At 65.0% G+C, this 22,192-nt stretch carries 19 protein-coding genes; 10 read left to right on the top strand and 9 right to left on the bottom strand.

What is annotated here, in order from left to right; genetic code table 11:
• Positions 1-64 precede the first annotated feature (64 nt).
• The 3 genes from ppc to IF803_RS17450 form a co-directional block, all read right to left on the bottom strand.
• Positions 65-2,872 carry a phosphoenolpyruvate carboxylase gene (gene ppc, locus IF803_RS17460; RefSeq protein WP_461192966.1) on the bottom strand — a complete coding sequence of 936 codons (2,808 nt, stop codon included), beginning with the start codon at positions 2,870-2,872 and terminating at the stop codon, positions 65-67.
• 290 nt (positions 2,873-3,162) lie between these two features.
• The gene (locus tag IF803_RS17455) at positions 3,163-4,707 is read right to left on the bottom strand and encodes an acyl-CoA synthetase (protein WP_461192919.1); all 1,545 of its coding nucleotides are present in this window, start codon (positions 4,705-4,707) and stop codon (positions 3,163-3,165) included.
• Between the two features lie 140 nt (positions 4,708-4,847).
• Positions 4,848-5,660 carry a crotonase/enoyl-CoA hydratase family protein gene (locus IF803_RS17450; protein WP_028338738.1) on the bottom strand — a complete coding sequence of 271 codons (813 nt, stop codon included), beginning with the start codon at positions 5,658-5,660 and terminating at the stop codon, positions 4,848-4,850.
• A 100-nt stretch (positions 5,661-5,760) separates the two neighbouring features.
• Between IF803_RS17450 and IF803_RS17445 the strand changes: the two genes are divergently transcribed.
• Both IF803_RS17445 and IF803_RS17440 read left to right on the top strand, forming a co-directional pair.
• Positions 5,761-6,636 (top strand): SDR family oxidoreductase, encoded by an 876-nt coding sequence (locus IF803_RS17445; protein ID WP_225641612.1) that lies wholly within the window; start codon positions 5,761-5,763, stop codon positions 6,634-6,636.
• 253 nt (positions 6,637-6,889) lie between these two features.
• A complete protein-coding gene (locus IF803_RS17440) occupies positions 6,890-8,470 on the top strand; it encodes a fatty acid--CoA ligase (RefSeq protein ID WP_461192918.1) in 1,581 nt (526 codons plus the stop codon).
• Between the two features lie 144 nt (positions 8,471-8,614).
• Here the strand turns inward: IF803_RS17440 and IF803_RS17435 are convergent, their stop codons facing one another.
• Both IF803_RS17435 and IF803_RS17430 read right to left on the bottom strand, forming a co-directional pair.
• Positions 8,615-9,094 (bottom strand): GFA family protein, encoded by a 480-nt coding sequence (locus tag IF803_RS17435; RefSeq protein WP_461192917.1) that lies wholly within the window; start codon positions 9,092-9,094, stop codon positions 8,615-8,617.
• A gap of 15 nt (positions 9,095-9,109) precedes the next feature.
• Positions 9,110-10,384, bottom strand: a complete 1,275-nt coding sequence (locus tag IF803_RS17430; protein ID WP_461192916.1) for an acyl-CoA dehydrogenase family protein — start codon at positions 10,382-10,384, stop codon at positions 9,110-9,112.
• A gap of 220 nt (positions 10,385-10,604) precedes the next feature.
• Here IF803_RS17430 and IF803_RS17425 point away from each other — a divergent pair, with 220 nt between their 5' ends.
• Positions 10,605-11,384: an enoyl-CoA hydratase-related protein gene (locus IF803_RS17425; protein WP_461192915.1), complete on the top strand. Its 780-nt coding sequence runs from the start codon at positions 10,605-10,607 to the stop codon at positions 11,382-11,384.
• A gap of 274 nt (positions 11,385-11,658) precedes the next feature.
• On the opposite strand, the gene IF803_RS17420 is transcribed toward IF803_RS17425, so the two are convergent.
• From IF803_RS17420 to IF803_RS17410, 3 genes are read right to left on the bottom strand one after another with little or no spacing between them, the layout of a single operon-like run.
• Entirely contained in the window at positions 11,659-12,030 is a 372-nt protein-coding gene (locus IF803_RS17420; RefSeq protein WP_461192914.1) for a DUF6285 domain-containing protein, read from the bottom strand.
• A 1-nt stretch (position 12,031) separates the two neighbouring features.
• Positions 12,032-13,018, bottom strand: coding sequence for a phosphotransferase family protein (locus IF803_RS17415; RefSeq protein WP_461192913.1), 987 nt, complete (start codon positions 13,016-13,018; stop codon positions 12,032-12,034).
• The gene (locus IF803_RS17410; protein WP_018270541.1) at positions 13,015-13,806 is read right to left on the bottom strand and encodes an enoyl-CoA hydratase/isomerase; all 792 of its coding nucleotides are present in this window, start codon (positions 13,804-13,806) and stop codon (positions 13,015-13,017) included. The genes IF803_RS17415 and IF803_RS17410 overlap by 4 nt, the downstream gene beginning before the upstream one ends.
• A 151-nt stretch (positions 13,807-13,957) precedes the next feature.
• Between IF803_RS17410 and IF803_RS17405 the strand changes: the two genes are divergently transcribed.
• The 5 genes from IF803_RS17405 to IF803_RS17385 all read left to right on the top strand — a co-directional run bounded on the left by IF803_RS17405 (position 13,958) and on the right by IF803_RS17385 (position 18,172).
• Complete coding sequence (locus IF803_RS17405) at positions 13,958-14,740, top strand: SDR family NAD(P)-dependent oxidoreductase (RefSeq protein ID WP_461192912.1); 783 nt, start codon at positions 13,958-13,960, stop codon at positions 14,738-14,740.
• Between the two features lie 451 nt (positions 14,741-15,191).
• The gene (locus IF803_RS17400) at positions 15,192-15,569 is read left to right on the top strand and encodes a VOC family protein (RefSeq protein WP_035630932.1); all 378 of its coding nucleotides are present in this window, start codon (positions 15,192-15,194) and stop codon (positions 15,567-15,569) included.
• A gap of 160 nt (positions 15,570-15,729) precedes the next feature.
• Entirely contained in the window at positions 15,730-17,004 is a 1,275-nt protein-coding gene (locus IF803_RS17395; protein ID WP_304499314.1) for an acyl-CoA dehydrogenase family protein, read from the top strand.
• Between the two features lie 261 nt (positions 17,005-17,265).
• Positions 17,266-17,883, top strand: a complete 618-nt coding sequence (locus IF803_RS17390) for a flavin reductase family protein (RefSeq protein ID WP_461192911.1) — start codon at positions 17,266-17,268, stop codon at positions 17,881-17,883.
• A gap of 13 nt (positions 17,884-17,896) precedes the next feature.
• Positions 17,897-18,172 (top strand): GNAT family N-acetyltransferase, encoded by a 276-nt coding sequence (locus IF803_RS17385; protein WP_461192910.1) that lies wholly within the window; start codon positions 17,897-17,899, stop codon positions 18,170-18,172.
• A 68-nt stretch (positions 18,173-18,240) separates the two neighbouring features.
• Here IF803_RS17385 and yghU read toward each other — a convergent pair whose 3' ends face one another.
• Positions 18,241-19,116 carry a glutathione-dependent disulfide-bond oxidoreductase gene (yghU, locus tag IF803_RS17380; protein WP_411781436.1) on the bottom strand — a complete coding sequence of 292 codons (876 nt, stop codon included), beginning with the start codon at positions 19,114-19,116 and terminating at the stop codon, positions 18,241-18,243.
• A 278-nt stretch (positions 19,117-19,394) separates the two neighbouring features.
• Between yghU and IF803_RS17375 the strand changes: the two genes are divergently transcribed.
• Together IF803_RS17375 and IF803_RS17370 are read left to right on the top strand one after the other, a co-directional pair.
• Positions 19,395-20,528 (top strand): nitronate monooxygenase, encoded by a 1,134-nt coding sequence (locus tag IF803_RS17375; RefSeq protein WP_461192909.1) that lies wholly within the window; start codon positions 19,395-19,397, stop codon positions 20,526-20,528.
• 139 nt (positions 20,529-20,667) lie between these two features.
• Positions 20,668-22,179, top strand: coding sequence for an acetyl-CoA acetyltransferase (locus IF803_RS17370; RefSeq protein ID WP_461192908.1), 1,512 nt, complete (start codon positions 20,668-20,670; stop codon positions 22,177-22,179).
• Positions 22,180-22,192 lie beyond the last annotated feature (13 nt).

Here is a 22,192-nt window from a genome sequence, read left to right as displayed (position 1 = left end):
CAGCTTCTCGCAACACTCCCGGTCGTGGTTATGGGTCCCGGCGTTCGCCGGGATGACGCTGTGGCTAGCCGCTATTCCGCAGCCCCGCCGAGATTCCGTTGATCGTGATCTGAATCCCGCGCAGCACCTGCTCGTCCGGGTTCTGCGCGCGATACTCCTTGAGTAGCTCCACCTGCACGTGATTGAGCGGATCCATGTAAGGGAAGCGGTTGCGGATGCCGCGCTCCAGCAGCGGGTTGCCCTGCAGCAGCCGGTCGTGCCCCATGATGTCGAGCAGCGTCTCGATCGACAGGTGCCATTCGCGGCGGATCTGGCCAAAAATCTTCTCGCGCAACGCGACGTCGGGCACCAACTCGGCATAGCGCGAGGCGATCGCGATCGAGCTCTTCGCCAGCACCATGTCCATGTTGGACAATAGTGTGCGGAAGAACGGCCATTCCCGATTGAGCTCCTGCAGGAACGCCATGCCCTGCTCCGGATGCCCGGATATCCAGCTCTCGACCGCGCTGCCGAAGCCATACCAGCCCGGCAGCATCAGCCGGCATTGCGCCCAGGAGAACACCCACGGGATGGCGCGCAGGTCCTCGATCTCGCGGGTCTTCTTGCGCGAAGCCGGGCGGCTGCCGATGTTCAGCGTCGCGATCTCGTTGATGACGGTCGAACCCCAGAAATAATCGGCGAAGCCTTCCGTCTCATAGACGAGGCCGCGATAGGCCTTGAAGGCGAGCGCGGAAATCTCCTCCATCGCCTTGAGATATTCGGGGCGCGGCGCGCTCCGCCGCGGCTGCAGCAGGCTGGTTTCCAGCGTCGCCGCGGCGAGGATTTCCAGGTTGCTGCGGCCGACCTCGGCATTGGAATATTTCGACGAGATGATCTCGCCCTGCTCCGTGATGCGGATCTGGCCGTTCACGGCGCCGCCGGGCTGCGCGATGATCGCGTCATAGCTCGGCCCGCCGCCGCGGCCGACCGAACCGCCGCGGCCGTGGAACAATCGCAAGCGCACGCCGTGGCGCTCGAACACCTCGACGAGGCCGATCTCGGCCTTGTAGAGCTCCCAGCCCGAGGTGACGAAGCCGCCATCCTTGTTGCTGTCGGAATAGCCGAGCATCACCTCCTGCACGCTGCCGAGACTGTCGACCAGCTTGCGATAATCGTGCAGCACCAGCATGCGGTCCATGATGCCGCTGGAGGCCTGCAGATCCTCAATGGTCTCGAACAGCGGCACGATGTTGACGGCGCTGCGGCCGGATGGATTGACCAGCCCGACCTCCTTCAACAGCACCGCGACCTCGAGCATGTCGGACATGCCCTGGCACATCGAGATGATGCATTGGGAGATCACTTCCGGTCCGAACCTGGCATGCGCCTCGGCCGCGGCACGGAACACGGCGAGCTCGCTTTGGGTCTCCTCGGAATATTTCACGAAGGGCGAGGCCAGCGGCCGTGCATTGCGCAGCTCGGCGAGCAGCAGGCTGACGCGGGCGTCCTCGCCGAGCGCCAGATAGGACATCCCTGGATTGGCGGTATCGAACAGCTCGGCGATGGTGCGCTCGTGCACCGCCGAGTTCTGGCGGATGTCGAGCCGCGCCAGATTGAAGCCGAAGCAATCCACCGCCCGCCGCAACAGCCGCAGCCGGCCGCGCGCGATCACGCTGGAATTGTTCGCGATCAGCGAGCGGTTGAGCACGTCGAGATCGGCCTGGAATTCCTTGGCGCTCGCATACGGCTCGGCCTTGCCGACCGGCGGCCGCGTAGTCTCGACCTCGAGCCGAGAGGCCGTCGCCGCAAGCCTTGCATAGATGCCCGATACGGCCAGACGATACGGTTCGCCGCTGCGATGCGGCGAGGTGTCGGGCGAACGCTCGGCGAGGCTCCGCAGCTCGTCCGAGACGTCGGCGAGATGCGCCGCCAGCGACAATTCGGCGCCAAGCGCATGCAGCTCCTCGAGGTAGAAGTTGAGCGCCTGTCTCGACTGCAGGCGCAGCGTGCCGCGCATCACCTCCGCGGTGACGAAGGGATTGCCGTCGCGATCGCCGCCGATCCAGCTTCCCATCCTGAGAAAGGATGCGAGTTCACCGGCCTCGCCGCCCTCCTTGTTCAGGCGGTCCTCCAGCGCGCAATGCAGCCGCGGCACTTCCTGCAGGAAGGTGTAGTCGTAGAACGACAGGCCGTTGGCGACTTCGTCGAGCACGGTCAATTTGGTCCGGCGCAACAGATTGGTCTGCCACAGCGTCACCACGGCGCGGCGCAGCTGCTCGTCGCTGGCGTCGCTCTCGTCTGGCGTCATCTGCAACCGCTCGCGGCGGTCGAGCAGATCGGCGATCTCCATCTCGCGGTCCATCGTGCTCTTGCGGCGGACCTCGGTCGGATGCGCGGTCAAGACCGGGCTGACGAGTGCACTCCTGAAGAAGCTGCGCAGATCGGCCGGGCTGATGCCGGCCTGGCGGGCATGCACCAGCGTCTGTTCCAGCGTGCTCGGCCGCGGCGCCCCGCTCGGGCCGCGGCTGCGCATCTGGCGGATGTTGTTCTGGTCCTCGGCGATGTTGGCGAGGTGGGAGAAATAGCTGAAGGCGCGGACGATCTGCAGCGTCTCGGCAATCGACATGCCGTCGAGGATGCTCTCCAGTTCCCGCCGCGCCAGCTTGTCCTCGTCGCGATGGAAGCGGACCGAGGTCTGGCGGATGCGCTCGACGAGGTCGAATACGTCGGCCCCTTCCTGGTCGCGCACGGTGTCGCCGAGAACGCGCCCCAGCAGGCGGATGTCGTTCCGGAGCCGCGCATCCTCCTCCTGCGCAGTCGCTTCCAGAAGGCTGACCTCCGCGGCACGCTTGGCGCGGATTTCCGTCTCGGACGGCATGGTCTGGGGAGGCATTACCTGGGGAGACATGGCTTCGCTACTCCAGAGGCTGCCCGGCTCCTCCCGAGTGTGCGCTTTTTTTGCCGCAGCGCAAGATGAACTTGGTGGCGGTGCACCACTGCCGTCGTCCCTGCGAAAGCAGGGACCTATAACCACCGATGTCCGAGGTAGACATCGGACGGGGCCACAGCCTGCGCAACGGGGACATCCGTGGTCATGAGTCCCGGGTCGCGCGGAGCCTGTCATCGGGCGGTGCTTCGCGCCGACCCATTGGCTTGCCCGGGACAACGGCGAGTCTTGTGGCGCTAGATCCTCCGCCCCGCCCGCTCCCAATACGGATCGCGCAGCCGGCGCTTGAAGATTTTTCCGGAATCCTCCCGCGGCAGGTTGGTCTGGATCTCGATGTGCTTGGGCACCTTGTAATCTGCGAGCGCCGTCTTCAGCTGGGCGCGGACCGAGGCGATGTCGAGCACGACGCCTGGCTGCGGCTCGACCACCGCCATCAGCGCCTCGCCGAACTCGGCATCCGGAATGCCGAACACCGCGCAATCGTGCACGCCGGGAACGGCATGCAGCACCGCCTCGATTTCGGCCGGATAGATGTTGACGCCACCCGAGATCACCATGTCGCGCTTGCGATCGCAGATGAAGACATAGCCGTCGGCATCGATATAGCCGACGTCGCCCGAGGTGATGAATCCCTGCCGGTCGATCTCGGCGCGCTTCTCCGACTTGTTGTGATAGGTGAAATCGGGATTGCCCTTGATCCGCGAATAGATCTCGCCGATCTGGCCTTGCGGCACCTCCTTGCCGTCGTCGCCGACGAAGCGGAGCTCGGCACCGGGCGAGATCTTTCCGACCGTGCCGGGCTTCTTCAGCGCGTCCTCGGAATTGGCGAAGGTGACCGCGCCTGACTCGGTCGAGCCGTAGAATTCATAGATCACCGGCCCCCACCATTCGATCATGGCGCGCTTGACATCGGGCGGACAGGGTGCGGCGGCATGGATGATGTGGCGCAGCGACGACATGTCGTACTTCCGGCGCACCTCCTCGGGCAGCTTCATCAGGCGGATGAACATCGTCGGCACCATGAAGATGGTGTCGATCCGCTCGCGCGCGATCAGCTGCAGAAACTCCTCCGCGTCGAAGCGCGGCATCAGCACCAGCGCGCCGCCGAGCTTGCCCGAGCGCAAGCCGAAGGAATTCGGCGCGGAATGGTAGAGCGGTCCCGGCAGGATCGCGCGTGCGCCGGGCTTCAGGCCGTAGATCATCGCGCGCATTGCTTCCGCATTGGCGGTCTGCTCCGGCGTCGGCGCGAAGCGGCGCACGCCCTTCGGATGGCCTGTCGTGCCCGAGGTGTAGATCATGTTCTGCGGCTGCGGCACCACCGGGCCGTCGTAGCGCGGGAATTGCGCGAGCCAGGATTCGAAATCGATCGCGAAATCCGGTGTCGTCAGATGGTCGGGATTGACCTTGTAGTTGGCGAGGATTTCCGGCGGCGTCGGCACGCTGAGCACGATGACACCGGGCGGGATCGCACCGCGCAGCGGATGCAGCATGTCGGCATGACCGATCAGGACGCGGGTACCGGAATCCGTCAACACATAGTTGATCTCCTCCGGCTTGAAGTGCCAGTTGATCGGCACGCCATAGGCGCCGAGTCGCATCGCGGCATAGGCAGCCTCGATGAAGGCGATGTCATTGCGCATCAGCATGCAGACGCTGTCGCCCGGCTTGACGCCGAGCTCGTTGAGGCCGCTGGCAATACGGTCGGCGCGCTCGGCCACCGCAGCGTGATCGCGCCGGCGACCGCCGCTGACGATGCCGAGGAAGGGCTGGGACGTTTCCATTGTCGTTGTCCGATCTTTCGTCGGGTTGGAGGTGTCATTCCGGGGCGCGCAAAGCGCGAACCCGGAATCTCGAGATTCCCCGATGCGCAGTGCGCATCAGAGGTCTGGTGCTAACGCGCCATCCCGGAATGACTGCCGTGTCAGCCCGCATCCGCAAACCTTGGCGCGCGCTTCTCCAGATTGGCGCGCACGGATTCGGTCTGGTTCGGGCTGCCGAGCAATTTCTGCTGCTCGACCGATTCTGCGAGCAGCGCGGCCGCCGGGTCGACCGACAGATTGTTCAGCATGCGCTTGGCGGCACGGATCGCATCCGGGCTCTTGCCGGCGATCTCGCGCGCGACCTCGAGCGCCGCGGCGCGCGGGTCGTCGCAGACACGGGTGGCAAGACCGTAACTTTGAGCCTCCTGCGCCGAGAAGATACGGCCGGTATAAGTGAGCTCGCGCAGGATGTCGTCGCGCACGAGGCTCGCGAGGATCGGCGTGCCCGCCATGTCGGGCACAAGGCCCCATTTGATCTCCATGATCGACATCCGTGCATCCTGCGAGAGGAAGCGCATGTCGGCGCCGAGCGCGAGCTGGAACCCGCCGCCGAACGCGACGCCGTGGACCGCGGCAATCACGGGCACCGGAAGCTGGCGCCAGCCCCAGACCGCCTGCTGCGGGAAATTGGCCTTGCCGTGGGTGCGGATGGTGAGATCGCGCTTCTCGCCGCCCGGCACTCCGTTACCGCCATCCTTCATGGCGGCGAAACGGCCCATGTCGAGGCCGGCGCAGAACGCCCGGCCCTCGCCGGACAGCACCACCACCCGAACGGCTTTTTCCCTGGAAAGCCGGTCGGTTGCGGCCACCAACGCCTCGAACATCGCGGCATCGAGCGCGTTCATCTTGTCCGCCCGCACCAGGCGGACATCGGCGATACCGTCCGAAATCGATATCGAAACGCGATCTTCCATTGAAATCTCCTCCGCTGTTCCTTGTTGGCGCTTTACAGAAAGGCCGTTGTCCGCTTTTAGTCAATCGACCAATTAACTGACAACCCCCGTGGAGGAAACGATGTTCTCTGATCAGCTTCTTGCCGGGCGGCGCATACTGGTAACCGGTGGTGGCACCGGCCTCGGCAAGTCCATGGCCTCGCGGTTCCTGCAGCTCGGGGCCGAGGTGCATATCTGCGGCCGCCGCAAGAGCGTCTGCGATGAAACCGCGACCGAGCTGATGGCCGAGTATGGCGGGCGCGTGGTCAGCCACGGCGTCGATATCCGCAACGCCATGGCGGTCGACGAGATGATCGAGGCGATCTGGACCACCAGCGGTCCGCTCACCGATCTCATCAACAACGCCGCCGGCAATTTCATCTCGCGTTCGGAGGAGCTCTCGCCGCGCGGCTTCGATGCGGTCGCCAACATCGTGATGCACGGCACCTTCTATGTGACGCACGCGGTGGGCCGGCGCTGGATCGCCGGCGGGCATCGCGGCAACGTGGTGTCGATCACCGTGACCTGGGTGCGCAACGGCTCGCCCTACGTGGTGCCATCGGCGATGAGCAAGTCGGCGATCCACGCCATGACCATGTCGCTCGCGATCGAATGGGGCCGTCACGGCATCCGCCTCAACACCATCGCGCCCGGCGAGATCCCAACCGAGGGCATGAGCAAGCGTATCAAGCCCGGCGACGAGGCCGGCGCGCGGACCAAGGCGATGAACCCGATGGGCCGCGTCGGCACCATGGAGGAATTGCAGAACCTCGCGGTGTTCCTGATCTCCGGCGGCTGCGACTGGATCAACGGCGAGACCATCGCCATGGACGGCGCGCAGGCGCTCGCGATGGGCGGCAATTTCTATCAGCTGCGCGACTGGAGCGACGACGACTGGACCAAGGCGCGCGAGTCGATCAAGGCCCAGAACGAGAAGGACCGCGCGGCGCGGGGCTGAAACGACAGGTCGCGCCTCAACCTCAACTGTCGTCCCTGCGAAAGCAGGGACCCATAACCACGCCTCGAGAACACCGAGCACGCTGGGGCCACAGCGCAGCTGACAACCCGATCCTATGGTTATGGGTCCCGGGTCGCGCTTCGCTTGCCCGGGACGACGATGTTGAAACAGCGCAGCCACTTCCTCCGTATTGTTTTTCGCGCGCGATGCCGCCACACTCCGCGCAACCAAAACAAGACGTCACGGGGGAAACATGTCCGACGCGCCGAAGCTGACCAATCTTGCCGACATGGTGCGCGAGCGCGCCAAAAGCCGCGGCGCTGCGCTGGCCTATGAATTCGAGGGACGGCAAACCAGCTTCGCCGAGTTCGACATCAAGACCAACCGCGTCGCCAACGCGCTGATCGCGATGGGCGTCAAGAAGGGCGAGCGGATCGCCTATCTCGGCAAGAACAGCGACTTCTATTTCGAGCTGTTGATGGGCGCGATGAAGGCCGGCGTGGTGATGGCGCCGGTGAACTGGCGCCTGGCAGGCCCCGAGGTCGCCTTCATCGTCGACGACTGCAAGGCCCCCGTGCTGTTCGTCGGCCCCGAATTCGTCACGCAGGCGCGCAACATCCGCGACAAGCTGCCGAGCGTCCGCACCATTATCACGACCGAAGGCGGCGCGCCGGAATGGCCCGACTTTCTCGCCTGGCGCGATGCGCAGGGCGGCGACGACCCGCGCGTTGCGATCGAGCCAAAGGACATCGCAATCCAGCTCTACACCTCGGGCACGACGGGCAAGCCGAAAGGCGCGATGCTGTCGCACGCCAATTTCCTCAACCTCGTGCAGAGCGGCAACGAGGCCGAGAAGCCGGAATGGAACCGCTGGACCACCGACGACGTCTCGCTGGTCGCGATGCCGATCTTCCACATCGGCGGCTCCGGCTGGGGCGTGATGGGGCTCTATCACGGCGCCCGCGGCGTGATCGCGCGCGAGTTCGACCCGACCAAGGTGCTCGACTTCTTCGAGCAATCCGGCATCACAAAGCTGTTCATGGTGCCGGCGGCGATGCAGTTCGTGGTGCGGCAACCGCGGGCACGGCAGGTCGACTTCTCCCGCCTGAAATACATGCTCTATGGCGCCTCCCCGATTCCGGCGGCGTTGCTGAAGGAGTGCATCGAGGTCTTCAAATGCGGCTTCGTGCAGATGTACGGCATGACCGAGACCACCGGCACCATCGTCGCGCTGCCGCCGGAGGACCATATCGAAGGGCTCGACCGGATGCGCTCGGCCGGCAAGGCGTTGCCCGGTATCGAGCTTGCGATCCTCGATCCGGACGGCAAGCCGCTGCCGCCGGGTGAAATCGGCGAGATCGCCACCCGCTCCGGCTCCAACATGGCCGGCTACTGGAATCTGCCCGAGGCCACCGCACGCACGATCGACAGTGACGGCTGGCTGCGCACCGGCGATGCTGGCTACATGGACAAGGACGGCTATCTCTACATCCACGACCGCATCAAGGACATGATCATCTCCGGCGGCGAGAACATCTATCCGGCCGAGGTCGAGAGCGCGCTGTGCGACCACCCCGACGTGGCGGAAGCCGCAGTCATCGGCATTCCCGACGACAAATGGGGCGAGGCGGTGAAGGCGGTGGTGGTGATGAAGCCGGGAAAAACCGCGACCGTGACCGACATCATCAACTTCACGCGCGAACGGATCGCCGGCTACAAGACGCCGAAATCGGTCGACTTCATCCCGGCGCTGCCGCGCAACCCGTCGGGCAAGATTTTGCGGCGGAGCCTGCGTGAACCGTATTGGGCGGGCAAGGACCGGCAGGTGAATTAGCCCTCTCTGTCGTCCCGGCGAAGGCCGGGACCCATTACCACCACCGTTCGTTACAGCACGACGCTGGGGCCACATCTCGTTCAACCAGTAACCGACTGTGGTTATGGGTCCCGGCCTTCGCCGGGACGACGATGGAGAGAGTCATCACGTCTTCTTCGCCTTCTCCCGCAAGATGCGCCAGCGCTCCTGCGCCTCTTTCGGCCAGACCTCTTTCCGATCGTAATACTCGGCGAACACTTTCGCGCCCGGCGGGAACGTCACCCAGGGCTGCTTCGACGACGTGAAGATGTGGACATCCGGCGGACACTGGCTCGGATCGTCCAGCGTGCCGACACAGACGAAGCGCACCGCCGGTCCCGCGCCCGGATAATTGCTCCACACCGCGACCTTGCAGATGGGGCAGCGCGCGATCTTCTGCCCCTTGCCGCTCGCCGACGGCGTGTCGACGATCTCGGGCTCGGCCGCGATGTGTGCGACCCGTTCGGCCTCGTACATCGCGTTGAGCGCATGCACGGTGCCGGTCTCGCGCTGGCACCATGTACAATGGCAGGCGTGCACGATCAGCGGCCTGCCGGTCAGGCGGTAGCGGACGTTTCTGCAGGTGCATCCACCTTCCATGCTCATGCCGCCTCCTCTGCGTCAGTGCTTGCCGGCTCCCATGTAGCCGAACAGGAAGCCCGCCACCTTGCGCTTCTGGATCTCCTCGCTGCCTTCGGTGATGCGATAGCGGCGGTGATGGCGGTAGATGTGCTCGAACGGCTTGTGGCGCGAATAGCCCATGCCGCCATGCACCTGCATCGCGCGGTCGGCGGCCTCGCAGCACAGACGGTTTGCCCAGAAATTGCACATCGAGACCCGGTCGGACAGCGTGTGCTCGACCTGCGCCTGGGTCAATTGATCCATCTCCCAGGCGGTCTTGCGGATCAATAGCCGCAGCATCTCGGCCTGGGTCGCGAGTTCGACCAGCGGCCACTGGATCGCCTGGTTCTCGGCCAGCGCCTTGCCGAACGGCTTGCGCTCGCGGGCATATTTCACGCTCTCATTGATGCAGTAGACCGCAGCGCCAAGCGAGCTCGCCGCCTGGCGGATGCGGTTCTCGTGCACGAAGCATTGCGCCAGCGACAGCCCGCGGCCGACCTCGCCGAACTGTGCATCCTCTGGCACGAACACGTCGGTGAAGCTGACGCGCGGATGATCGGTCGGCATGTTGAAGGTCCACATATACTCTTCGACCTTCACGCCCGCCGATTTCGCCGGCACCAGGAAGCAGCTGATGCCGCGGGCGTCGCCGTCGTTACCGGAGGTGCGGGCAAACAGCGCGCAGTGGGTGGCGACATGCATGCCTGTCGTCCACATCTTCTCGCCGTTGACGATCCAGCCCTTGACGTTGTCGCGCGTGGCCTGGACCGCTTTGGTTTCCATATGCGTGGCGTCCGAGCCGTGCTCGGGCTCGGTCAGACCAAACGTGATGCGGTACTTGCCGGTGATCGAGCCGTCGATCATCGCCTTCTGCTCGTCGGTTCCGTAGCGGTCGAGCATGGTCACGATCGGCAGATTGCCGACGATCGAGTGCTCGTTCTGCAAATCGTTGTGCAGACCGAGACCTTTCGAGGCAAAGTGTTCGCGGATGACAGCCATCCAGAGATTGGAGCCGTCCTTGCCGCCGTAACGCTTCGGGATCGCGAAGCGCAGATGGCCGGCGGCATCGGCCAGGTTCTTGGCCTTGCGCAGCAGCAGCTCCCATTCATGGCGCGGCAGACCGCCCTTGTCGAAATCGGTGCGCGCCCATTCACGGCGATGATCGAAGAAGCGGATGTTGTCGTCAGCCTCTTCCAGCGGCTTGATCTCGCGTTCGATGAAACGATCGAGCTCGGCGAGATAGGCTGTCAGGTCAGCCGGCAGATTGAAGTCCAAGGCGGTCTCTCCCGGAAATATTGTTGATTCTGATTTTGCGTCTAGACGCTGTCGCGCATCCGCGTTCGGATCGATTAAGGTGAGAAGCGCGCGGCCAAGTCAAGCAGGCCATTGAGGCTTGCACGCGCGGTCGCGTTGCGTAATTGGATGGCACGGAACGCCGCGCAGGCGCTAGGATAGTGGCCATATTCTTCGCCGCAGAAAATCGACGGGAGCAAACATGGATCTGAAATTCTCCAAGGTGACGCGCAAGGGTCCCATCACCATCGTGACTCTGTCGCGGCCCGAGGTTTACAACGCGCTGCATATCGACGCTCATTTCGAGCTCAACAAGGTGTTCGACGACTTCTCCGCCGATCCCGAGCAGTGGGTCGCGATCGTCACCGGCGCCGGCGACAAGGCGTTCTGCGCCGGCAACGACCTGAAATGGCAGGCGGCCGGCGGCAAGCGCGGCTGGGACAAGGGCGGCTTTGCCGGCCTCACCACCCGCTTCGACTGCGACAAGCCGATCATCGCCGCCGTCAACGGCGTCGCGATGGGCGGCGGCTTCGAGATCGCACTGGCCTGCGACCTGATCATCGCTTCCGAGAATGCGACCTTCGCCCTGCCCGAGCCGCGCGTCGGCCTTGCCGCGCTTGCCGGCGGCCTGCACCGGCTGCCGCGCCAGATCGGGCTGAAGCGCGCCATGGGCATGATCCTGACCGCGCGCCATGTCAGCGCCAAGGAAGGCCTCGAACTCGGCTTCGTCAACGAGGTGGTGCCGCAGGGCGAGGTGCTGGCAGCCGCCGAGCGCTGGGCCGAGACCATCACCAAGAACTCGCCGATGTCGATCCGCGCCTCCAAGCAGGCGATCCAGAAGGGCCTCGAAGTCTCGCTCGAGCAGGCGCTGGCGGAGCAGCGCGAGTATCCGGCGGTGAAGGCGATGGCCGCCTCACAGGATTACATCGAGGGACCGAAGGCGTTTTCGGAGAAGCGCCCGCCGAAGTGGCTGGGGCGGTAAAGACTTCGTCCACACCTCAATGGCGGGGGAGTGAGCGCATGCCTGTCTCCCCTCGTCGTCCCGGCGAAGGCCGGGACCCATTACCATCTATGTGAATTGTGGATGAAAGGCTGTAGCCCCAGCATCGCACCACAAGTGAGATTTGGGGTTATGGGTCCCGGCCCCCGTGCGCAATTGCGCACTAGGCCGGGACGACGGCGAGCTTGTTGAAGCGCAGCGAAACCCATCAGCGCTTGCCGCGCGTCCCGATGGGTTTCGCTTCGCTCTAGCCATCCTATTTTCCGAGTTCCCGCTTGTAGGATGCGTAGTTCGGCTGGTCGACGGCGAGCTTGTCCAGCGTGGTCTGCCACAGATGCTCCGATAGCCCTGGCGTTTTCAGATCGACCTCGCCACCTGCGATCTTCTCCGACAGCGCGCGGTTCAGCTCCATCAGCGTTCCGTCGGCGCCCAGCAATTGCTTCAGCCGCGCGGCCTCGGTCGCATCGCCGGCCTCGGCGAGCGCGAGCTGGCGTGTCACCAGATCGAGCGCGTTGATACCGACGCGCAGCTTGAAGCCGTTGTGCCCCTTGATCGCAGGCGCGATCTCGCTGCGCAGGAAATCGGCGACGGCCTTGATCAGTTCGGTGGGTGTCGGTTCGTCCTGCATCTCAACGACCTCTCGGTGCGAGTAGCCTAAGCAGATCAATCTCGGTCTCCGACGCGCGCCGCCCGATCATCGCGCGCTCCATCGAGTGGTCCGGGCCACTTCGGAAGCGCTGCATCATGCCGCAGCACATCACGCCCCAGCGCAGCGTGCCCATCACTTCCCAGAACATCACGCGGTCGGGGTCGGCCTTGCGGCCGGCTTCTGCATAGCCTGCGAACAGATCTTCGCGTGTGCCGAAGCCGCCGACCGGCTTGTCGATCTCGCCGAAGCGCCAGGAGTTGACGCAGATCCAGCCGAGATCCTCCATGGGATCGCCGGTATGCGCGAGCTCCCAGTCGAGCACCGCGCGCACCCCGTCGGGGCCGATGATCAGGTTGCCGTGGCGGAAATCGCCGTGCACCAGCGTCACCTCGGACGACGGACCGGGATCGTGATCGCGCAGCCAGCGCAGCGCCAGCTCGAACACCGGCCGCGGCCAGTTGAAGCTGTGATACTCGCGGGCGAGATCCTCGATCTCCTTGGTCGCCGTCAGGCCGCGCAGCTTGGGCAATTTCGCCTGCGGCAGGCCATGGATGCCGGCGATGACGCGGCCGAGCTGGCGCGCGAGGATCTGCCGCGCGCCGGCGAATTCCTCGTCGCGCAAAATTTTCCGCGCGATGGTCTCGCCTTCGACCCGCGCCATGATAAAGCCGCGGCCAAGGCCGTCCTCCGGCCTCAAGACATGCATCACCTTCGGCGACGGCAGGCCCGCGTCATGCGCGAGCTGCATCAGCGTCGCCTCGGCATCGAGGCCGGCGGCGCGGCCCGGCGCGGCACCGTAGCCCGGCGGCGCGCGGCGCAGGATCGCGCCGACATTGCCGTTCGGGTGCACGATGTCGAACGTCCAGGTCTCCTGGCTGGCGCCGCCGGAGAGCTTTGCGGCGCCGGTGACGCCGGTTGCGCCTGGATGAAACGAGGCGACGCAGCGGGTGAGCTCGGTCTCGATCATTTGCCCTTGAACTTCGCCGGCCGCTTCTCGAGGAATGCGGTGACACCTTCCTTGAAATCCTCGGCACTACCTGCAAGGCGCTGCGACTCGAATTCCAGATTGAGCTGATCCTCGAGGGTATTTTCCGGGCTGTCCCAATAGAGCTTTCGGATCAGCGACAACGCCACCGTCGGGCCGTTGGCGAGATCGTGCGCGAGCTTCATGGTTTCTTCCATCAGCGCGGCGTCGTCATAGACGCGGTTGACGAGACCCCACTCCAGCGCCTTCTCGGCCGGCAGCCGCTCGCCGAGCAGCGACAGCTCGACCGAGCGCGCCTTGCCGATCAGCCGCGGCAACAGCCAGGTCGAGCCGCAATCCGGCACCAGGCCGATGCGGCGGAACGCCTGCAGGAAATAGGACGAGCGCGCGCACAGGATGAGGTCGCCCATCAGGGCGAAGCTCATGCCGGCGCCGGCGGCCGGACCGTTCACCGCCGTCACGATCGGACAGTGCAACTTACGCAATCGGCGCAGGAACGGATGGAACGCGGTCTCCAGCGCCGCGCCGGCATTGCTCTTGCCGGGCTTCTGCTGGTTGCGGCCCTGCAGATTGGCGCCGGTGCAGAAGGCGCGGCCCGCGCCTGTGATCACCAGGCAGCGCACCTCGTCACGCTTGTCGTCGATCGCATCGAGTGCCTCCGCAAGCCCGCCGAGCATGTCGATCGAGACCGCGTTCATGACTTCCTGGTGGTCGAGCCTGAGGATCGCGACCGATCCGTCGAAGTCGAGCGTGACATGTTTGAACTGCATGGTTTCCTCTTCGCGTTGCTTCGGCGGTTGGTACCGCGGTAGGTCGATGCTTCGACCCATATTTGATTTTTGTGCCGGGCTTGTCCATGGTCGGCGGCAAGCCCATCCGTGAACGCGTGATTAGCGCGCACCAAACCAAATGGAAACCCCAATGAGTGGCATCTTCGATCTCACCGGCCGCGTCGCTGTCATCACCGGCGGCAATGGCGGCATCGGCCTCGGCATCGCGCAGGCGCTGAACGCCGCCGGCTGCAACGTCTCGATCTGGGGCCGCAACGCGGAAAAAAACGCCAACGCCGCGGCCTCGATGAAGGCCGGCCCCGGCAAGGTCGCGACGCAATTCTGCGACGTCAGCGATCCCGGCTCGGTCAAGACCGCGATGAAGGCAACCCTCGACACCTTCGGCCGCGTCGACGGCTGCTTCGCCAATGCCGGCATCGGCGGCGGCGGACGAAGAGCCTTCATCGACCGCACTGAGGAAGAATGGCGCAAGATGTTCGCGACCAATCTCGACGGCGTGTTTCACGTATTCCAGGCTGCGGCACGCCACATGACCGACCGCGCCGAGGCCGGCGACAGGTTCGGCCGGCTGGTCGCGACCTCGAGCCTCGCCTCGCTGTTCGGCACCGCGCGCAACGAGCACTATGCCGGCACCAAGGCGGCGCTGAACGCGCTGTGCCGCGCACTCGGCGTCGAGCTCGCGCGCCACGGCGTCACCGCGAACGCGATCCTGCCCGGCTGGATCAAGAGCGACATGACCGCCGGCATCATGGCCAACGACAAATTCGTCGCCAATGTGATGCCGCGAATCCCGGTGCGCCGCTTCGGCGAGCCGAGCGATTTTGGCGGCATCGCCGTCTACATCATGAGCAAGGCGTCGTCCTATCATACGGCGGATTGTTTTGTGATCGACGGCGGGTACACGGCGTTCTGAGTTGGCTCTTGCCGCAACACTGATGTCGTCCCTGCGAAAGCAGGGACCCATAACCACAGGGCGCGGTTGTCGAAGCAGGCTGGGGCCATAGCGTCTCACCCAATGTGCAACGGTGGTTATGGGTCCCGGGTCGCGCTGCGCTTGCCCGGGACGACAGCGAGTATGTGGCGCGGCCTGTGAATCATCATGCATCCACATCCTTGCGGCGCTGCTGCGTCCAAGTCTTGCGTCTACTTGCCTCCTCCGAAGCAGAGGGCACAGGGAAAGCCCGGCGCCGATCGCAGCGTCGCGCGGGGATGCGCAGTTGCGTGGCGCGGAATGACGGCCGCAGAGTGACGGGTAGAGCAACGCGCGACGCAGCGTTGCTTCCGTCGTGGCAAAACTGCTGCTAGCGTTTGAGCCGCAAGGGACGCAATGAGGCGGCTTTTAACAAGCAGGGAGGATATTTCAGATGTTTTCACACGTGATGGTTGGCACCAACGATCTGGACAAGGCCAAGGCGTTCTATGATGCGCTGCTTGGCACGCTCGATGTCCGGCCGGCCCGGGTCGACGGTCACCGCATCATGTACCTCACCAAGGCCGGCATTTTCATGGTGTCCAAGCCGATCAACGGCGAACCGGCGACGCATGCCAATGGCGGCACGATCGGCTTTGCCTGCTCTTCGCCGGAGCAGGTCGAGGCTTGGCACGCGGCCGGCGTCGCCAATGGCGGCAAGCCTTGCGAGGACCCGCCGGGTGTACGGGAAGGTTCTGGCGTGAAGCTCTACCTTGCCTATCTGCGCGATCTCGACGGCAACAAGATCTGCGCGATGCACCGGATGGTCTGACGATCCGAGCGTCGTCCGCGGCGGCGTTCAAACAACGTTTGAAACGCCGTCGCGAAATTCCGCGATGCGGTAGGGGCGATCGAAAAATCGGTGCTCGCGCTTGGCGCCGCGCGCGTCTATTGTCCGCCGCGAAACGCGCCTTCGCGAGGGAGAAAAGACAGTGAAACATGCCTATGTGCCGCGCACCACGAACTACACGCTCAATCCGGGCGACGAGCTCAATGACCTGCGGATGTCGGACAAGGTCCGCCCGCTCTACGATCATGTGAAGCAGTTCATCCGCGACACGGTCGACCCGATGTCGGTCGAGTTCTATCGCGCCGGCGAGAAGAAGACCAACCGCTGGAGCTTCACGGACGAGCAGCTCGCGATCCTGCAGAAGGCCAAGGACAAGGCCAAGGAAGTCGGCCTCTGGAACTTCTTCCTGCCCGACGCCGAAACCGGCGACGGCCTCAACAACCTCGACTACGCCTACATCGCCGCCGAGCTCGGCAAGAGCCCGCTGGCCTCCGAGACCATGAACTGCTCGGCGCCGGACACCGGCAACATGGAGGTGCTGGAGCGCGTCGGCACCAAGGCGCAGAAGGAGAAGTGGCTGAAGCCGCTGCTCAACGGCGAGATCCGCTCGGCCTATGCGATGACCGAGCCGAACGTCGCCTCCTCCGACGCCAAGAACATCTCGACCACCGCGAAGCTGGTCGGCGACGAGTGGGTGATCAACGGCGAGAAGTATTACATCTCCGGCGCCGGCGATCCGCGCTGCAAGATCATGATCGTGATGGTGAAGACCAATCCCGACGCCGCGCCGAGCAAGCAGCAATCGCAGATCCTGGTGCCGATCGACACCCCCGGCGTCGAGATCCTCGGGCCCATGCACGTGTTCGGCCATGACCATGCGCCGCGCGGCCACATGCATCTGCGCTTCAACAATTGCAAGGTGCCGAAGGAGAACATGCTGCTCGGCGAAGGCCGCGGCTTCGAGATCTCGCAGGTCCGCCTCGGCCCCGGCCGCATCCATCACTGCATGCGCACCATCGGCAAGGCCGAGAAGGCGCTCGACATGATGGTGCAGCGTGGCCTGACCCGCGAAGCCTTCGGCAAGAAGATCGCCCATCTCGGCGGCAACATGCAGATCATCGCCCAGGCGCGTTGTGAGATCGAAGCGATGCGGCTGATGGTGCTGAAGGCGGCCAAGGCGATGGACGTGCTCGGCAACAAGGAAGCCCGGGTCTGGGTCTCGATGGTCAAGGCCATGGTGCCCGAGCGCGCCTGCAAGGTGATCGACCAGGCGATCCAGATGCACGGCGCCACCGGCATCTCGCAGTGGTCCCCGCTCGGCGAAATGTACCAGGACGTCCGCCATCTCCGCTTCGCCGACGGTCCGGACGAGGTGCACTGGATGGTGGTCGGCCGCCACGAGCTGAGCATGTCGTAGCTTCTCCTCCCTTTCCCCGCTCTTCGCGGGGAGGTTGGGGTGAGGGGCTGCCTCCTCGAAGACGGTGAGAGAAGGACTCGCGGAGAGCCCCTCACCCGTATCGCATCCTCGATGCGATATGACCTCTCCCCGCAAGCGGGGCGAGGTAAGGAAGCAAGTCTGCAAGGCGGGTTCGCGCGAGCGTAACCCGCCTTTTGCTTTGCGGTCCGCTCGCGGCGGGTTACCCTTCGCTAACCCGCCCTACGAACTTCCGGACATCCCATGGAATATTCCCCAAGCGACCTCACCCAGCGCGAACGCTACAAGGTGCTGACCTCCTTCGTGCTGCCGCGGCCGATCGCCTGGGTGACGAGCCTCGGCGCCGACGGCGTGGTCAACGCCGCGCCGTTCTCGTTCTTCAACGTGTTCTGCGAGGACCCGCCGCTCTGCATGTTCGCGGTCAACCGCAGGCCCGACGGCCGCGAGAAGGACACCCTGGTCAACATCCAGCGGCTGGGCGAATTCGTGGTCAACCTGACCGACGAGCCGCTGGCGCGCGCGATGCATGAGACCTCCGGCGACTTCCCGCCCGAGATCGGCGAGCCCGATCATCTCGGCCTGAAGCTCGCGCCGTCGAGCAGGATCGCGGTGCCCCGGCTTGCGGAGGCGCCGTTCGCGATGGAGTGCAAGACCTGGAAGCTGCTCGACGTCAACGGCGACCGCCAGCTGATCATGGGCGAAGGCATTCATTTCCACATCCGCGACGAATTGTGGGACCGTGACGCGATGCGCGTCCACATGGAGCGCTACCACCCGATCGGCCGCATGTTCGCCGATCGCTATTGCCGCACCGACGACCGCGTGGTGTTTCCCGCGGCCGAGGGCGCAAGGATGAAATAACAGGGACAAGACAATGAGCGAAACATTCCGCGACAACGAAGCGCAGAGCCGGTTCGAGCTCGCCGTCGACGGCTCAACCGCCTTCGTGGTCTACCGCAAGACGCCCGACACGATCACGCTGGTTCACACCGAAGTGCGGGCGGAGCTCGGCGGCCGCGGCATCGGTTCAAAGCTCGCCCGCGCCACGCTGGATGCGGTGCGCGCGCAAGGCATCAAACTCGTGGTGAAGTGCGAATTCATCCAGGGCTTCATGAAGAAGCATCCGGAGTATGATGATCTGTTGGGGTAATCGCAGGGCGGGTTGGCAAAGCTGTCATTTCGTCATGGCCGGGCTTGTCCCGGCCATGACGCGTTTCGTTACGATGCCGCCTGCTCGACCTTGTCCTGCGTCTTCGTTTCGAAATCGCTGGCCTCATGCCGCTCGTGCAGCTGGCTCGACGGCTCGCCCCAGGTGCGGTTGACCATCCGGCCGCGCTTCACCGCCGGCCGTGCCGCGATCGCATCGGTCCAGCGCTGCACGTTCTTGTAGTCCTGCACCGAGAGGAATTCGCCGCCGCCGTACAGCAGCCCCTTGGCGAGGCTGCCGTACCAGGGCCACACCGCCATGTCGGCGATGGTGTAGACATCGCCCGCGAGATACTCATTGTCGGCGAGCCTGCGGTCGAGCACGTCGAGCTGGCGCTTCACCTCCATCGCGAAGCGGTCGATGGCATATTCGATCTTGGTCGGCGCATAGGCATAGAAATGCCCGAAGCCGCCGCCGAGATAGGGCGCGGCGCCCATCTGCCAGAACAGCCAGGAGAAGGTTTCGGCGCGGGTCTTGACATCGGTCGGCAGGAACGCGCCGAACTTTTCCGCGAGGTACACCAGGATCGAGCCCGACTCGAACACCCTGATCGGCTCCTTCCCGCTGCGGTCCATCAGCGCCGGGATCTTCGAGTTCGGATTGACCGCGACGAAGCCGCTGCCGAACTGGTTGCCGTCGATCTTGATCAGCCAGGCGTCGTATTCCGCGCCCTTGTGACCCGCCGCCAGCAGCTCTTCCAGCATCACGGTGACCTTCACGCCGTTCGGCGTCGCCAGCGAGTAGAGTTGCAGCGGATGGCGGCCCACCGGCAGTTCCTTGTCGTGGGTGGGACCCGCGATCGGCCGGTTGATGCTGGCGAAGCGCCCGCCGCTTTCCTTGTTCCAGGTCCAGACTTTCGGCGGCTCGTAGGCAGAAATGTCATTCACGTCGTTGGCTCCCGATTCATGTTCTTGCCGGGTGGCGCGGCGGCCGCCGTGCCCATCCCATGTCCGCACTAGATGGTGCGCAGGCTGCGCTTTGCCCACCCCGCGCGATCGCATTTTCTATCCAGCGGAATGCACCGCGAGGGATGCAGCCGGAGCAGCGCCTGCACGCAAGATCGCCGTGGCCGAAACCCGCTTGGCTTCGCTGACCGTGATGCGCTAGCGTTGCAGGGGCTGACGTCAACAAGCACAAGAAGCAGCCGCCGGGAGAGAACCAGTCCATGAAATCACCGATCTGCGACATGCTGGGGATAGACTTCCCCCTGCTCGCCTTCAGCCATTGCCGCGATGTGGTGGCGGCGGTCAGCCGCGCCGGCGGCTTCGGCGTGCTCGGCGCGACCGCGCATTCGCCGGAGACGCTGGAGCAGGAGTTGAAGTGGATCGACGCGCATGTCGACGGCAAGCCCTATGGCATCGACGTGCTGATCCCGGAAAACATCTCGACCGCGGGCGAGAAGAACGTCACCTGGAAGAGCCTCGAGGCACGTGTCTCGCAGGAGCATCGCGACTTCACCCGCAATCTGCTGAAGAAATACGATATCGAGCTGACCAGCCGCAACGTCGCCGACAACCAGCCGCAGCCGTTCGACGCCGAGACCGCGCTGCAACTGCTTGAGGTCTCGTTCCGGCATCCGATCAGGCTGATCGCGAATGCGCTCGGCGTGCCGCCGAAGGCGATGATCGAGATGGGACGCAAACATGGTGTGCCGGTGGCGGCATTGGTCGGCTCCAAGGAGCACGCACTGCGCCAGGTCGCGGCCGGCGTCGATATCCTGGTCGCGCAGGGCACCGAGGCCGGCGGCCATTGCGGCGAGGTCTCGACCATGGTGCTGGTGCCCGAGGTGATCAAGGCGGTCAAAAAGATCCGCGACGTCCCGGTGCTCGCCGCCGGCGGCATCATGACCGGCAGCCAGATGGCGGCCTGCATGGCGATGGGCGCGGCCGGCGCGTGGACCGGCTCGGTGTGGCTGGCCACCGTGGAATCGGAGACCTCGGAGATCTTCCGCGAGAAGATGATCGCGGCCTCCTCGCGCGATGCGGTGCGCTCCAAGGGCCGCACCGGCAAGCCGGCGCGGCAGCTCCGCTCGGTCTGGACCGACGCGTGGGACCGCTCGCCGGAGAGCCCCGGCGCGCTGCCGATGCCGCTGCAAAGCATCATCAGCCGCGACGCCTTCAACGCCATCGACCGCGCCGCCGCTGGTGGTAACGAGAAGGCCCGCGACCTCGTCAGCTACTTCGTCGGCCAGGGCGTCGGCCTGGTCGACTGCGTCAAATCCGCCGGCGCCGTGGTGCAGGAGTTCAAGGAAGAATTTGTCGAAGCCGTCGAGCACATGAACGCGCTGGTGGCGGAGTGACGATCCCTCCCCGTCATTGCGAGCGAAGCGAAGCAATCCATCTCACCCAGCGGAAGTATGGATTGCTTCGTCGCTTTGCTCCTCGCAATGACGCCCAGAACAACTATCGAGTCCAAGACCGCAGAGTGAACCAACAAGAATGTCGAACAGCATCCCCGAAGACCGCATTCCCGTCATCGTCGGCGTCGGCGAGATCGTCGATCGTCCAAAGGACATCGCCGCCGGCCTCGAGCCGCTCACCTTGCTGGAGGAGGCGCTGAAGCGCGCCGAGGCCGACAGCGGCGCCAGGCTGCTCTCCGACGTGCAGTCGCTGGACGTCGTCAACTTCCTGAGCTGGCGCTACCGCGATCCCGAGAAGCAGCTGGCGCAGCGGCTCGGCATTCAGCCTTCGCATCTCTATTACGGCCCGGTCGGCGGCGAGAGCCCGATCCGCTATTTGCATGAGGCGGCGCAGCGCATCGCCCGCGGCGAATGCAGCGTCGCCGCGGTCTGCGGCGCGGAGGCGCAGTCGACCGCGACCAAGGCGCAGCGTGCCGGCATGGAGCTGCCGTGGACGCCGTTCGCGCACGAGGTGGAGGAGCCGAAGCGCGGCGCCGCGTTCCAGAAACCGATGGCCGTTGCGCTCGGCGTGTTCAGGCCGATCACGGTCTATCCGCTCTATGAGTCCGCAACATCGGCGCATTGGGGCCAGACGCCGCGCGAGGCGCTGAAGGAATCGGGCGAGTTGTGGTCGACCTATGCGCGCGTTGCCGCCGACAATCCGAACTCGTGGCTGAAGAAGACGTTCACCGGCGAGGAGATCACCACGGCCACGCCCGACAACCGGATGATCGCCTGGCCGTATACAAAACTGATGGTGGCGAACCCGACGGTGAATATGGGCGGCGCGCTGATCCTGACCAGCCTCGCAAAAGCGCGCGCGGCCGGCGTGCCGGAGGACAGACTGATCTATCCGCTCGGCGGCGCCTCGGCGGAAGAGCCGCGCGACTATTTGATCCGCGATCAGTTCGTCGAAAGCCACGCGCAGACCGCGGTGCTGAAGGCGGTGATGGATCTCGTCCGCGGCGACGGCAGCAAGTTCGACGCCATCGAGCTCTATAGCTGCTTCCCCTGCGTGCCGAAGATGGCGCGCCGGACGCTCGGCCTTGGGTCCGACGTGCAGCCGACCGTGACCGGCGGTCTCACGTTCTTCGGCGCACCGCTCAACACCTACATGACGCATTCGGCCTGCGCGATGGTGCGCAAGCTCCGCAGCGGCGGCACGCTCGGCCTGCTCTATGGCCAGGGCGGCTTCGTCACCAAGCATCATGGCCTCGTGCTGTCGCGCGCGGCGCCGAACGTCGCGCTCAAGCAGGACACGTCCGTGCAGGCGGAGGCCGACCGCAACAGGCGCAACGTGCCCGACTTCACCGCCGAGGCTACGGGAAAAGGCAAGGTCGAGGCCTTCACCGTGATCTATCGCGCCAATGGCGAGGTCGAGCATGGCGTCACCATGCTGCGCACCGAGGACGGCCGCCGCACGCTCGGCCGCATCCCGGCGAGCGACACGGCAACGCTGGCCTATCTGCAGGACATGGACCGCACGCCGGTCGGCACTACAGGCGACATCGTCACCGCCGGCGATGGCATGCTGGAATGGCGGGTGGGCTGACAATTCCTGCCAC

This window comes from Bradyrhizobium sp. UFLA06-06 (assembly GCF_054820065.1).
Note: the sequence above shows the minus strand (reverse complement) of the source record. Positions and strands in the feature narration are given on the sequence as shown.

Coding starts and splice junctions, on each gene's coding strand:
- ppc (WP_461192966.1), bottom strand. CDS start 2,872: ATGCCTCCCCAGACCATGCCGTCCGAGACGGAAATCCGCGCCAAGCGT.
- IF803_RS17455 (WP_461192919.1), bottom strand. CDS start 4,707: ATGGAAACGTCCCAGCCCTTCCTCGGCATCGTCAGCGGCGGTCGCCGG.
- IF803_RS17450 (WP_028338738.1), bottom strand. CDS start 5,660: ATGGAAGATCGCGTTTCGATATCGATTTCGGACGGTATCGCCGATGTC.
- IF803_RS17445 (WP_225641612.1), top strand. CDS start 5,761: ATGTTCTCTGATCAGCTTCTTGCCGGGCGGCGCATACTGGTAACCGGT.
- IF803_RS17440 (WP_461192918.1), top strand. CDS start 6,890: ATGTCCGACGCGCCGAAGCTGACCAATCTTGCCGACATGGTGCGCGAG.
- IF803_RS17435 (WP_461192917.1), bottom strand. CDS start 9,094: ATGAGCATGGAAGGTGGATGCACCTGCAGAAACGTCCGCTACCGCCTG.
- IF803_RS17425 (WP_461192915.1), top strand. CDS start 10,605: ATGGATCTGAAATTCTCCAAGGTGACGCGCAAGGGTCCCATCACCATC.
- IF803_RS17420 (WP_461192914.1), bottom strand. CDS start 12,030: ATGCAGGACGAACCGACACCCACCGAACTGATCAAGGCCGTCGCCGAT.
- IF803_RS17415 (WP_461192913.1), bottom strand. CDS start 13,018: ATGATCGAGACCGAGCTCACCCGCTGCGTCGCCTCGTTTCATCCAGGC.
- IF803_RS17410 (WP_018270541.1), bottom strand. CDS start 13,806: ATGCAGTTCAAACATGTCACGCTCGACTTCGACGGATCGGTCGCGATC.
- IF803_RS17405 (WP_461192912.1), top strand. CDS start 13,958: ATGAGTGGCATCTTCGATCTCACCGGCCGCGTCGCTGTCATCACCGGC.
- IF803_RS17400 (WP_035630932.1), top strand. CDS start 15,192: ATGTTTTCACACGTGATGGTTGGCACCAACGATCTGGACAAGGCCAAG.
- IF803_RS17390 (WP_461192911.1), top strand. CDS start 17,266: ATGGAATATTCCCCAAGCGACCTCACCCAGCGCGAACGCTACAAGGTG.
- IF803_RS17385 (WP_461192910.1), top strand. CDS start 17,897: ATGAGCGAAACATTCCGCGACAACGAAGCGCAGAGCCGGTTCGAGCTC.
- IF803_RS17375 (WP_461192909.1), top strand. CDS start 19,395: ATGAAATCACCGATCTGCGACATGCTGGGGATAGACTTCCCCCTGCTC.
- IF803_RS17370 (WP_461192908.1), top strand. CDS start 20,668: ATGTCGAACAGCATCCCCGAAGACCGCATTCCCGTCATCGTCGGCGTC.